Annotated in this window: 12 protein-coding genes; 4 read left to right on the forward strand and 8 right to left on the reverse strand. The window is 71.0% G+C overall.

From position 1 onward, the window contains the following. Positions 1-110 precede the first annotated feature (110 nt). Both NS283_RS15665 and NS283_RS15670 read left to right on the forward strand, forming a co-directional pair. On the forward strand, positions 111-710 hold the full coding sequence (locus NS283_RS15665; RefSeq protein ID WP_058597788.1) for a TetR/AcrR family transcriptional regulator: 600 nt from the start codon (positions 111-113) through the stop codon (positions 708-710). After that, positions 707-1,348, forward strand: a complete 642-nt coding sequence (locus tag NS283_RS15670; RefSeq protein ID WP_058597789.1) for a zinc ribbon domain-containing protein — start codon at positions 707-709, stop codon at positions 1,346-1,348. The genes NS283_RS15665 and NS283_RS15670 overlap by 4 nt, the downstream gene beginning before the upstream one ends. Before the next feature lie 82 nt (positions 1,349-1,430). Here NS283_RS15670 and NS283_RS15675 read toward each other — a convergent pair whose 3' ends face one another. After that, positions 1,431-2,135 (reverse strand): IclR family transcriptional regulator, encoded by a 705-nt coding sequence (locus NS283_RS15675; protein ID WP_058597790.1) that lies wholly within the window; start codon positions 2,133-2,135, stop codon positions 1,431-1,433. 97 nt (positions 2,136-2,232) lie between these two features. Here NS283_RS15675 and NS283_RS15680 point away from each other — a divergent pair, with 97 nt between their 5' ends. Continuing rightward, a complete protein-coding gene (locus NS283_RS15680) occupies positions 2,233-4,080 on the forward strand; it encodes an FAD-dependent monooxygenase (RefSeq protein ID WP_058597791.1) in 1,848 nt (615 codons plus the stop codon). 269 nt (positions 4,081-4,349) lie between these two features. After that, positions 4,350-5,822: an NAD-dependent succinate-semialdehyde dehydrogenase gene (locus NS283_RS15685; protein WP_058597792.1), complete on the forward strand. Its 1,473-nt coding sequence runs from the start codon at positions 4,350-4,352 to the stop codon at positions 5,820-5,822. 210 nt (positions 5,823-6,032) lie between these two features. On the opposite strand, the gene NS283_RS15690 is transcribed toward NS283_RS15685, so the two are convergent. The 7 genes from NS283_RS15690 to NS283_RS15720 all read right to left on the reverse strand — a co-directional run. Next, the gene (locus NS283_RS15690; protein WP_058597793.1) at positions 6,033-7,034 is read right to left on the reverse strand and encodes a LacI family DNA-binding transcriptional regulator; all 1,002 of its coding nucleotides are present in this window, start codon (positions 7,032-7,034) and stop codon (positions 6,033-6,035) included. Beyond that, entirely contained in the window at positions 7,031-7,825 is a 795-nt protein-coding gene (locus NS283_RS15695) for a creatininase family protein (protein WP_058597794.1), read from the reverse strand. The genes NS283_RS15690 and NS283_RS15695 overlap by 4 nt, the downstream gene beginning before the upstream one ends. Position 7,826: 1 nt before the next feature. After that, positions 7,827-8,429 carry a GTP cyclohydrolase I gene (gene folE, locus NS283_RS15700; RefSeq protein ID WP_058597795.1) on the reverse strand — a complete coding sequence of 201 codons (603 nt, stop codon included), beginning with the start codon at positions 8,427-8,429 and terminating at the stop codon, positions 7,827-7,829. 21 nt (positions 8,430-8,450) lie between these two features. After that, entirely contained in the window at positions 8,451-9,224 is a 774-nt protein-coding gene (locus NS283_RS15705; RefSeq protein WP_241490519.1) for an ABC transporter ATP-binding protein, read from the reverse strand. After that, the gene (locus NS283_RS15710; RefSeq protein WP_058597796.1) at positions 9,221-10,051 is read right to left on the reverse strand and encodes an ABC transporter permease; all 831 of its coding nucleotides are present in this window, start codon (positions 10,049-10,051) and stop codon (positions 9,221-9,223) included. Before NS283_RS15710 ends, NS283_RS15705 begins: the two co-directional genes overlap by 4 nt. Next, positions 10,048-10,845, reverse strand: a complete 798-nt coding sequence (locus NS283_RS15715; RefSeq protein WP_058597797.1) for an ABC transporter permease subunit — start codon at positions 10,843-10,845, stop codon at positions 10,048-10,050. Before NS283_RS15715 ends, NS283_RS15710 begins: the two co-directional genes overlap by 4 nt. Positions 10,846-10,886: 41 nt before the next feature. Continuing rightward, positions 10,887-11,594: ABC transporter substrate-binding protein (locus NS283_RS15720; RefSeq protein ID WP_153003398.1), on the reverse strand; the 708-nt coding region annotated here is incomplete at its 5' end.

Consider the following 11,594-nt stretch of genomic DNA (forward strand, 5'->3'; position numbering starts at 1 on the left):
AACCGGCGCGGTGGATGCACCAGGTGGAGGGCGGGGTGGCACGTCGAGTGACTGCGCGCGCGGATCGCAGTATTATCGAGCGATAACACCGCCTCCCGGAAGGATCGCGGATGCCGACCCCCCGACGCCGTCCCGCGCGCGACGCCGAGCTGCTCGCCGCCTCCGTGCGGGCCTTCGCCGCGCGCGGATACTTTGGGACGTCGACGGGGCAGGTGGCGGCCGAGATGGGGGTCTCGCAGCCGTACGTGATCCGCACATTCGGGTCGAAGCTCGAACTCTTCGTCCGCACTCATGCGTTCGCCGCGGCCGAGATCGTCGAGGTCTTCCGCGCGGCGATGAGCGGCGGCTTCGACGGCGAGCGTCTCGGTGCGGCCTATCGAGAGCTCGTCCTGTCGAACCCGTCGGCGCTGCTCGTGTGGGCGCACGCCTTCTCCGCGGCGACCGCGGAACCGGCCATCGGGGCCGAGTCGCGCCGCCAGTTCGACGACGTGTACCGCACCCTGCGAGACGCGGGAGCGTCCGATCTCGAGCTGTGGGCCTTCATGGGGCGCGGGATGCTCATCAACAACCTCCTCCTCATGGAGGCCCCGCGGTACTCCCGCGACCACGATTTCGCACCGCTCGTCGACCTCGTGTTCGGCGCGCGGCCCGGATCTTCCCCCCCACCCGGCGCTCTCGGCGCCCCCGCCCCCCGATCAGGAGTGACATGAGCGATCTCGTCCCGTTCACCGACAACTTCAGCGACCTCTCGAACCCCGACGGCTATCAGTTCGAGTTCCGCTGCGAACGCTGCGGCAACGGCTACCGGTCGGCCTTCCGGTCCGATCCGCGAGCCGCCGGTCAACGGCTCGCCCGCGGCATCGGCAACCTGTTCGGCGGGCAGGTGTCGCAGTTCACCTCGATGGCGGATCGGCTCCTCGATCGCGGCACGAACTCGCCGGCGAAGGATCAGGCACTGCGAGCTGCGACGGCCGAGATCGCACCGAAGTTTCACCAGTGTCGCGCGTGCAGCGACTGGGTCTGCGACGACGTCTGCTGGAACGACGGTGTCGGGCAGTGCGTGCGCTGTTCGCCGATCGCGGTCGAGGAGCTCGCGCAGCTGCAGGCCGAGGCGCGACGCCGACAGGTGCAGGAGCGGCTCGAGACGGTCGACCTCGTGGGCGGAGTCGATCTGAAGTCGCAGGCCCGCCCGCGCTGCGGTGCGTGCGGCGCGCAGTCGCACGGCGGCAAGTTCTGCGGGGAGTGCGGATCGCCACTCGTGGTGGTCGCGACCTGCACCGGTTGCGGTTCTGAGAACCCGTCGGGCGCGCGCTTCTGCTCCTCGTGCGGCACGGGCCTCGCGTCCTGAGGGTCCGCGTGGTCCGCTGACCCGCGCTCGGGCGAAGCCGTGCGGAGCGCCCGCGGAGCGGGGCGCGAGCTACAGCGCCCGGCTACAGCGCCTCGCGCACGGCCGCGGCGGCGGATGCCAAGCGCGCGGCGATCGCGGTGTCGTCGAGGGCGGTCGCGACGTAGACCGCCGCGACCGCGGCGGGCTGACGCCCCTGCACGCTCAGCGGAACCGCCACCGCGCGCAGCGACGGCACCACCTCGTCGTGGCTCGTCGCCCACCCGCGCTCCGCGGCGTCCGCGACCTCGGCCGCGAGGCGCGCGTCGACCGTGTCGGGCCAGCGACGCGGGGGAAGCTGCGACAGGATCGCGCGGCCGGGCGCGCCCCGGGTCACAGGATGCCGAGCCCCCGGCCGCTGCGCCACAGCGGTGACGGCATGTCGCGGCTCGACGCTGGCGAGAGTGACGCACTCGTCGTGGTCGAGCACGACGAGGAAGCACGTCATTCCCAGCTCATTCGCCGCCGCGGTCAGTTCGGGCAGGGCCTCGGCCTGCAGGTCGGCGGCGACGCCCGCGGCCAGCGCAGCGAGGCCTGTTCCCAGGCGCACCGCGCCCGCGGCATCCCTCGTCACGAGCCCGTGGTCTTCCAGGGTGCGCAGCAGGCGATAGGCCACGGAACGATGCAGCCCGACGCGTGCGGCGAGGTCGTCGATCGAGAGCGGAGTGCGCGCGTCCGCGAGTTCTTCGAGCAGGCGGATGCCACGGCTCAGCGTCTGCGACGCGGGAGACGCGTCTTGCCGTGCGGGCATGAGCGAGCTAACCTCTCGTTCGATAGAAGAACGGTGCGTTCGAATATAGAACACACACGTTACGGTAACAAGCCCGACATCGACGTCAGGAGCAACGATGCAGTTCCACCACCACGGTTACGTCTCCGGTGACCCGCGCGTGCACAACGCCGCGGGCACGGGAATCGACCGTCCGACCGACCTGCCCGACCGCGTCGACGTCCTGATCGTCGGCTCGGGCCCCGCGGGCATGCTGCTCGCCGCACAGATGTCGCAGTTCCCGCAGCTCACCTCGCGCCTCATCGAGAAGCGCGACGGGCGTCTCACGCTCGGTCAGGCCGACGGCATCCAACCGCGCAGCGTCGAGACGTTCCAGGCCTTCGGCTTCGCCGATCGGATCACCGCCGAGGCTTACAACATCGGGTGGATGAACTTCTGGGCGCCCGACCCCGACGACCCGCAGCGGATCATCCGCACGACCCGCACCGAGGACTACGGCTACAAGATCAGCGAGTTCCCGCACCTCATCGTCAACCAGGCGCGCGTGCTCGACTACTTCGCCGAGGCCGCCGCGAACGGGCCGGCGCGCATCACTCCCGACTACGGCGTGGAGTTCCTCGGCCTCGAGGTGCATGACGACGACGTCGAGGTGCGGGTGCGCACGGCGTCGGGGGAGCGCACGATCCGCGCGAAGTACGTCGTCGGCTGCGACGGGGCGCGCAGCGGGGTTCGCCAGGCGATCGGCCGCACCCACGTCGGGGCCGCCGCGCAGCACGCGTGGGGCGTCATGGACGTGCTCGTCGAGACCGACTTCCCCGACTGGCGCATCAAGTGCGCGATCAACGCCGCCGCGGGCAACATCCTCCACATCCCGCGCGAGGGCGGGTACCTCAGCCGCATGTACATCGACCTCGGTGAGGTCGCGGCCGACGACGACCACCGCGTGCGGCGGACCCCGATCGAAGAGGTGATCCGCCGGGCGAACGAGATCCTTCACCCGTACACGATCGACGTGAAGCAGGTCGCTTGGCACAGCGTGTACGAGGTGGGGCACCGGGTGACCGACCAGTTCGTCGACGACCTCGAGAACCCCCGCGTCTTCCTGACCGGTGACGCCTGCCACACGCACAGCGCGAAGGCGGGCCAGGGCATGAACGTGTCGATGCAGGACGGCTTCAACCTCGGCTGGAAGCTCGGCCACGTGCTGACCGGTCTGGCATCCGCCGGCCTTCTGCGCACCTACGACGAGGAGCGTCGCCCGGTCGCGCAGCAGCTGATCGACTTCGATCGCGAGTGGTCGTCGCTCATGGCCCGTAAGCCCGGCGAGATCACGGACCCCGACGAGCTGGCGACCTACTACCTCGCGACCGCGGAGTTCCCGTCCGGCTTCGGCACGCACTACGCCCCGTCGCGGATCGTCGCGGCGGATGCGGCGGGGGAGCTGGCATCCGGATTCCCGGTGGGCAAGCGCTTCAAGAGCGTCGAGGTCGTGCGGGTGTGCGACGGCAACGCCGTGCATCTCGGCCACCACGCGCGCGCGGACGGCCGGTGGCGCGTGTACGCGTTCGCGGATGCTGACGGCTCGGCGCTGGCGACCTGGGCGACGGATGCGCGAGCCATCGTGGAGCGGCTCACCCCCGTCGGAGCCGACCTCGACGCGGTGTTCGACGTGAAGGCGATCTATCCCGGTCGATGGGAGGACGTCGTCGACGTGCCGTCGCTGTTCCGCCCCCGTTCGGGACCGCTCGGGCTGACCGACCTCGAGAAGGTGTTCGCCGCCGCGCCTTCGGCGTGGACGAGCAGCGACATCTTCGCCGAGCGGGGGATCGGCGCCGAGGGGGCCGTGGTCGTCGTGCGTCCCGATCAGTACGTCGCGCACGTCCTGCCGCTCTCGGAGCCGGAGGGGCTCGAGAGGTTCCTCGCGGGGGTGATGGCCGTGCCGGCGGCCGCGGCATCCCCCGCATAAACGCGATCGACGCGCAGAAACGCGAGCACACCGTGTTTATGCGCGCGGATGGCGTTTATGCGTGATCACGGCGGCGTCGGGGCCGCGCGACGATGCCCCGACCACCCCGACCACCGCGACGGCCGCAACCACCCCCGCCCGCAAACACGCCACCCGCAGCCGTCCACAGCGGCGACCCAGAAGCTCGCTTTGTACGCCACGTATATCGGCGCCGAGACGCGCGCTGACCAGAATGAGCGGGAACGCCCCGCCCCGACACAGGAGGACCCATGACCGATTCGCGCGAGAGCGAGCTGCTGGCATCCGTACCCACCGGCCTGTTGATCAACGGCGAGTGGCGCGCGGCCGAGGGCGGCAAGACCGTCGCCGTGTACGACCCGGCGACCGGCGACGTGCTAATCGAGATCGCCGATGCGAGCGTGGATGACGGCGTCAAGGCGATGGATGCCGCGGCCGACGCGTTCCCGTCCTGGGCGGCGACGCCCGACCGTGAGCGTGCCGAGATCCTCCGCCGCGCCTTCGACCTGCTGCAGGAGCGCAAGGAGGACATCGCGCTGCTGATGACGCTCGAGATGGGCAAGCCGCTCGCCGAGGCGCGCGGCGAGGTCGTGTACGGCGGCGAGTTCCTGCGCTGGTTCAGCGAGGTCACCGCGCACACCCAGGGCCGCTACGGAGCGAACCCCGAGGGCACCGGTCGCATGATCGTCACGCAGCACCCCGTGGGGCCCTGCTACCTCATCACCCCGTGGAACTTCCCCCTCGCGATGGCCACCCGCAAGATCGCCCCGGCGCTCGCCGCCGGCTGCACGGTCGTCATCAAGCCGGCCACCCTGACGCCGCTGACGACGCTGTTCTTCGCGCAGATCCTGCAGGACGCCGGTGTTCCGGCCGGTGTCGTCAACGTCGTCACGACCACGAACACGGGTCCCGTCTCGGAGCGGATCATCTCCGACCCGCGCCTGCGCAAGCTCTCCTTCACCGGCTCCACCCCGGTCGGCGTGAAGCTCCTGCAGCAGGCGGCTCCCGGCGTGCTCCGCACCTCGATGGAGCTCGGCGGCAACGCCCCGTTCGTCGTCTTCGAGGATGCCGACCTCGACAAGGCGGTCGACGGCGCGATGCTCGCGAAGTTCCGCAACATCGGACAGGCGTGCACCGCCGCCAACCGCTTCATCGTGCAGCGCAGTGTCGTCGAGGAGTTCACCCGCCGTGTCACCGAGCGCGTGCAGGGCATGAAGATCGGCCGCGGCACCGAGGACGGCGTGCAGATCGGACCCCTGATCGATGACCGCGCCGTCGACAAGGCCAAGACCCTGGTGGGGGATGCCGTCGAGCGCGGCGCCACGGTCACCACGGGCGGTTCACCCATCGACGGCCCGGGCACGTTCTTCGAGCCGACCGTCGTGTCCGACGTGCAGCCGGGCAGCGACATCCTCCGCGAGGAGATCTTCGGACCCGTGCTCGCGATCGTCCCCTTCGACGACGAGGACGACGCCGTGCGTCTCGCCAACGACACCGAGTACGGCCTCGTGTCCTACGTCTTCACCGAGTCGCTCGCGCGCGGTCAGCGAATGATCGACAAGCTCGAGACCGGGATGATGGGCCTCAACGTCGGCGTCGTCTCCAACGCCGCGGCCCCCTTCGGCGGCTGGAAGCAGTCCGGCCTCGGCCGCGAGGGCGGCGACGAGGGCATCCACGAGTACCTGCAGACGAAATACACGCTCACGGCCAACCCGTACGCGTGACCGGCTGAGCCCAAGACACCGGATGCCACGACCCCGGCGCCCCGCGAGGGCCCGAGGTCGTGGCATCCGCCGTTCTCCGGCTCGCGACGCGGGCGAAACTCCTGAGTTTCGGGCGACGGAGCCGTGCGCGGGGTCAATCCGTTCGGGCGCGTCGCGACTTCTCAGGAGTTCGGCCCGCGCGCGGCCCGAGGGCCTGGCGCAGGAGCGGGATCAGCGCCGGGTCGACTCGCCGGGCACCAGCTCGACCGGTACGACGGCGCGGTCGCCTTCTCCGCCCGACATGAGCGCGTCGAGGATGTCCATCGCGCGACCCGCGATCTTGGCCCAGTCCTGTCGCACGGTGGTGATCGTGGGGGAGATCTGGCGGGTCCATGCGACACCGTCGAACCCGCACAGCAGGATGTCGTCGGGGACGCGCCGCCCCTCCTGAAGGGCCCGGAAGAACGCCCCCACCGCGTGCAGGTCGCTCACGGCGAACACGGCGTCGACGTCGGCATCGGTCTCGAGCAGTTCGGCCATGGCGCTCTGCCCGCCGTCCATGCCGTAGTTCTCGCCGATGATCAGCACGTCGTCGGCCGCGAAGCCGCGATCGGCGAGCCCGGCGAGGAATCCCTCGCGCCGCTCCTTCGTGGAGGGCAGGTACCCCTCGCCGCCGAGCATGGCGAAACGGGTGCCGCCGGCATCCACCAGGTGGTGCGCGGCGGCGCGACCGCCGCCGAAGTTGTCGGAGCGCACCCACCCGCCGATGAGCGCGGAATCCGCTGGTTCGTCGCACGCGACGATCGGCACGGGGCTCGCCTGCAGCCGGTGCACGCCCGACCGGGGCGGACGCGAGGGCGAGAGCAGCACGCCGTCGGTGGTGCGCACGAGGTTCTCGAGCGCGTCGAGCTCGTTGTCGGGCTCGTAGTCGGAACCGGCGAGCACGAGCGACCAGTCGCGCTGCGCGCCTTCCCGTTCGAAGGCGTGGGCGAGTTCGGCGTAGGCCGGATGCCGCACGTCGGGCAGCACGATCCCCACGGTGGTGCGGTCGGTGCGCCGTCGCCCGGACGTGCGTGGGTATCCGAGTCGCTGCGCGGCCTCCAGCACGCGGTCGCGCAGCTTCGGGCTCACCCCGCGGTTTCCGGTGAGGGCGTTGCTGGCGGTCGCGAGACTGACTCTCGCCTCGGTCGCGACCTCTTGGAGGGTCGGCGTTCGGCCTGGACCGTCGGTCATTCGGCATCCCCCCGCCGCGAGTGTACCCACTCGTCCGGGAGGGGGTGCGCCGCCACGGCGCGCACGATGTCGGCCAGCGCCGCGGCTTGCGCGGCGAACGCGCGCTCACCCCAGCCGGCGTCGGCGGTCGTGGGATCACCGATCACCCCCGAGTGCGACAGGTCGTCGACGTGCCAGGGCACGCTGACAGCGCCGAAGGGGCGTGTGAGCGAGTCGGCCGCAGCGGTCACCTCGTCGAGACCGTCGGCGCGGGCGGCATCCATGTCGACGGAAGCCGGGTCGAGCGCGAGCAGCACGCTCGTCTCGTAGTGACCCGCGTGGGCGTCGAGATCGCCCGTGGTCACGCCTTCGGCGAGCTCGGGCGGCAGCGCGAGTCCGGGCACGTGCACCGCGAACGCCGCGAGGCCCCGCCGCTCGCGGAGCTGACGGCAGGCGACGTGCAGCAGCTCCGGGTTGCCGCCGTGGCCGTTGACGAACAGAAGGCGACGGATGCCGCTGGCGGCCACGCCGCGACCGATGTCGTCGGCCACGGCCAGCAGCGTTCGCGGTGACAGGCTGACCGTGCCGGGGCGTCCGGCGTGCTCGGGAGAGAAGCCGAACGGCACGGCGGGCAGGACCCAGGTGGCGACGTCCCTCGCCACGCGGGCGCTCGCCGCCGTGGCGAAGGCCGCCGCGATCGTGGTGTCGGTCGTCACCGGGAGGTGCGGTCCGTGCTGTTCGGTCGCGCCGATGGGGACGAGGGCGACCCCGTCCCGCGCGGCGATCGCGGCGACCTGCGTCGAGCTCGTCACGTCAGTGCATCCCGAGCAGCACCCGTGCCTCGGCCCGGGCGGACGGGTCGGTGTCGTACACCCCGCGCGAGGCCAGAGAGAAGGCCGTGGCGCCGACGGTGCGTTCCCCGCGCGCCCACATGCACGCGTGCTGCGCGGTCAGTCGCACGAGCACGCCCTTCGCGCCGAGCGTCTCGGACACGACCTCGGCGATCTGGTCGGCGAGGCGCTCCTGCATCTGAGGACGAGCGGCGAGCACGCGCAGCATCGCGTCGAAGTCACCGATGCCGGCGAGTGAGCGGTCGGGGAGGTACACCACCGACACCACCCCCTGGAACGGCAGCAGGTGGTGCTCGCACATCGAGGAGTACGGGATGTCGTGCACCGCGACGGCCCCCGGGTACACGCCCTCGATCGGCTCCCCGCCGCCCAGCGCGCGGTGCGGGTCGCCGTACATGCCCGAGAAGAGGTCGAGACCGGCGTGGGCCACGCGACGCGGGGTGTCGACGAGGGTGGGGTGGTCGGTGTCGAGGCCGATCGCGCGCATGTACATGCGGATCCCCTCCTCCGCGGCATCCAGATCGGGGGCGGTGTGGGTGGCGGCGACGGCGGTGAGTTCGGTCATGGGAGTCGGCCTTTCGGGGGATCAGTGGAACAGGAGTGCGCTGGCGCGGTCGACGTAGGAGTGGAACTCCGGGGAGGTGGTCATCTCGAGGGTGCGAGGCCTCGGGAGGTCGATGTCGATGACCTCTTTGATGCGGCCCGGGCGCGGGCTCATCACGGCGACCTTGTCGCTCAGGAACACCGCCTCCTGCACGCCGTGCGTGACCATCACGGTGGTCGCCTGCTGCTCGCTCCACAGGCGCTGCAACTCGACGTTGAGGCGCTGCCGGGTGACGTCGTCGAGCGCACCGAAGGGCTCGTCGAGGAAGAGCACGCCGGGTCGCAGGGCCAGGGCGCGGGCGATCGCGACGCGCTGCCGCATTCCGCCCGAGAGCTGCCAGGGGCGGGCCTTGGCGAACTGTTCGAGCCGCACGAGGTGCAGCAGCTCGGTGACCCACTCCTTGTCGACGGGGAGTCCGGCGATCTCGAACGGGAAGGCGATGTTGCGCTCCACGGTGCGCCACGGCAGGAGGGCGTGGTCTTGGAAGGCGATGCCGTACGCGTGGGTGCGCCGGAGGGCTGCGGGCGCGAGGTCGTTGACCGTGGCCTCGCCGGAAGTCGGCGTGTCGAGCCCCGCGAGCATGCGCAGCACCGTGGATTTGCCGCATCCCGAGGGACCGAGGAGCGAGAGGAACGACCCGCGCGGGGTGTCGAGGTCGACCCCGTCGACGGCGACGACCGTCTCGCGGCGGGTGGCGAAGTGGCGCGTGAGTCCGCGGATGTGGACGCCGGACGCGGTCATGCCGGACGCGGTCATGCGGGGCCTTTCTGAGCGAGGGTCGAGTCGCGCGGGGGGAAGCGACCGGCGAGCAGGAGCGTTTCGGCCGCGACGACGAGCCCGTAGGCCGCGAGCGACAGCAGCACCGTGACGACGACGAGCGTCCAAAGCAGGCCGTAGTCGGAGTACGACTTGCTCGTCAGCAGGTTCGCGCCGAGTCCCTCGAACGAGAACAGGAACTCGTACAGGGTGGCGGCGGAGACGGTTGCGGGGGCCGCGAGTTTGAGGCCCGCGAACAGCGAGGGGAGGGATGCCGGCAGCTGCACGAACCGCAGGAGCGTCCATCGTCCGCCGCCGTACGCGCGCACGAGGTCGGAGGTCTCGGGAGTGGTCGAGGTGAGCCCCGCGCCGATGTTCATCAGCAGGGGGAAGAAGGTGACCACCGCGGCCACGACTGCCGCGGTCAGGATGCCGGAGCCGAAGACGGCGTAGATGACGGGCGCCATGGCGATCAGGGGCACGGTCTGCAGCAGGAGGGCGAGGGGCAGGAAGATCGAGCGGAGCGCGCGCGACACCGTCAGGGCCACGGCGCCGATGAAGCCTGCGCTCACCCCGAGGAGCAGTCCGACGGCGCTGTGGAGGAGCGTCACCCCGATCATCGGCGCGAGGGCGGCGCGCCGCTCAGCGGCATCCGCGGGGTTTCCCGCCCCGTCGACGAAGAGGTAGCGCCACACGTCGATCGGGGTCTTGGCGAGGTACGGGCTCAGGCCGGACAGGGAGATCGCGAGCTGCCAGCCGACCAGCAGCAGGGCGGCGGTGGCGAGGGTGCACAGGGTCGTCCAGACCCAAGTCGGTAGGCGGGTCATCGGGCACCTCCCGTGTGCGTGGTCCAGGGTGCGAGGAGACGCCCGAGCAGGGCGATCGCGCCGTATCCGAGGGCGGATACGACCGTCGCCAGCAGGGCGATGGCCCACATGCCGGTGTAGTCGCCCACGTACTGCTGCGAGATGAGCAGCCGGCCGGCGCCCTCGTCGACCCCGACCGTGAAGAACTCGCCGGTCATGGCGCCGAGGAAGGCGGCCGGGGCCGCGAGCTTCAGAGCCGCGAGCAGAGCGGGGATCGCCGAGATCACGCGCACCTTCCGGATCGCCGTCCAGGAGCTTCCGCCGTACGCGTGCACGAGGTCGATCTGCGCGGGGGCGGCGGAGCGCAGCCCGAGCAGCACCCCGACGATCAGCGGGAACTCGACCGCCAGCAACGCCAGCACGACACTGACCCCGCGGCTTCCCGACGGGGTCAGCAGGACGACGATCGGGGCGATCGCGGCGGCCGGCGCGCACGCGGCGACGACACCGAGCTGCGAGGCGAGCGGTCCGAGCGGCGGTGCCACCATGACCAGGATGCCGAGCACCAGCGCGATCACGACGGCGATGCCGTAGCCGGTCACCGCCGCCCCCGCGGTCGCCGCAAGTCCCTCGGCGTACGCGCCGCCGAACAGTCCGGTGATCGCGCGGGCGAAGACCGGGAGCGGCGGGGGCACCGGCCCCGGAGTGCCGTTGGCTCGCTGGTACACCGTCACGGCGACGACGTGCCAGGCGACGATCAGGACGCCGAGGCCCGCGACGCCGAAGAGGACGCCGCGCACGGGAGTGGGGATCATGTCGTGGCGTCCTCTCTGGTCGGTGTGTCGGGTGGGGCTGTTCAGGATGCCGGCACGGTGAAGCCGGGGATCAGGTCGGGGTTCTCGGCGTAGACCTCCTGGAGGAGCGACGTGTCGAACATGCTCGGGTCGGCCGTGATGCCGGCCGCGGCGAGCGAGGAGACGGCCTGATCGATCAGCTCCGGTGTGAGGGTGAAGATGCCGTTCTTCACGGTGTCGGGCGTGAGCATGAAGGAGGGCAGCACGGCCGCGGAGTCGACCTGCAGCTGACGGTCCAGGCCGTTGTCGGCGCCACCGTGCTTCATGGCGATATCGGCGATGGCATCCGTTCCCTTGCTGAGGGCGCTGTTCCAGCCCTCGATGCTGGCCTTCATGATCGCCTTGATCTCGTCGCGGTTCTCGGACAGCTCCTTGTCGCTGACGACCACGGCGTCACCGAACTGCGCGTAGTTCGCGTCGGCGAAGGACATCGTCACCACATCGCCGCCGGCGTTCTTGACGGCGATGGGGTAGTTGGTGAGGAAGCCGATGAGGGCATCGACCTCGCCGTTCATGAGCGGGTCGACGCCGTTGGGGACGGAGACGAACTCCACCGTGTCGGCGGGGAGGGCGTTGGCCTTCAGCACCGCCTCGACGGCGAGCTTGCCGCCCGCGTCGACGCCGATGCGCTTGCCCTTGAGGTCGGCGACGGTGCGGATGGGGTTCTTCGCGAGCGAGACGAAGCCGACCGGGTTCTTCACGAACTGCGC

Source organism: Microbacterium testaceum (assembly GCF_001476285.1).
Lineage (GTDB): Bacteria > Actinomycetota > Actinomycetes > Actinomycetales > Microbacteriaceae > Microbacterium > Microbacterium testaceum_B.

Coding starts and splice junctions, on each gene's coding strand:
- NS283_RS15715 (WP_058597797.1), bottom strand. CDS start 10,845: ATGATCCCCACTCCCGTGCGCGGCGTCCTCTTCGGCGTCGCGGGCCTC.
- NS283_RS15675 (WP_058597790.1), bottom strand. CDS start 2,135: ATGCCCGCACGGCAAGACGCGTCTCCCGCGTCGCAGACGCTGAGCCGT.
- NS283_RS15685 (WP_058597792.1), top strand. CDS start 4,350: ATGACCGATTCGCGCGAGAGCGAGCTGCTGGCATCCGTACCCACCGGC.
- NS283_RS15690 (WP_058597793.1), bottom strand. CDS start 7,034: ATGACCGACGGTCCAGGCCGAACGCCGACCCTCCAAGAGGTCGCGACC.
- NS283_RS15710 (WP_058597796.1), bottom strand. CDS start 10,051: ATGACCCGCCTACCGACTTGGGTCTGGACGACCCTGTGCACCCTCGCC.
- folE (WP_058597795.1), bottom strand. CDS start 8,429: ATGACCGAACTCACCGCCGTCGCCGCCACCCACACCGCCCCCGATCTG.
- NS283_RS15705 (WP_241490519.1), bottom strand. CDS start 9,224: ATGACCGCGTCCGGCATGACCGCGTCCGGCGTCCACATCCGCGGACTC.
- NS283_RS15670 (WP_058597789.1), top strand. CDS start 707: ATGAGCGATCTCGTCCCGTTCACCGACAACTTCAGCGACCTCTCGAAC.
- NS283_RS15665 (WP_058597788.1), top strand. CDS start 111: ATGCCGACCCCCCGACGCCGTCCCGCGCGCGACGCCGAGCTGCTCGCC.
- NS283_RS15680 (WP_058597791.1), top strand. CDS start 2,233: ATGCAGTTCCACCACCACGGTTACGTCTCCGGTGACCCGCGCGTGCAC.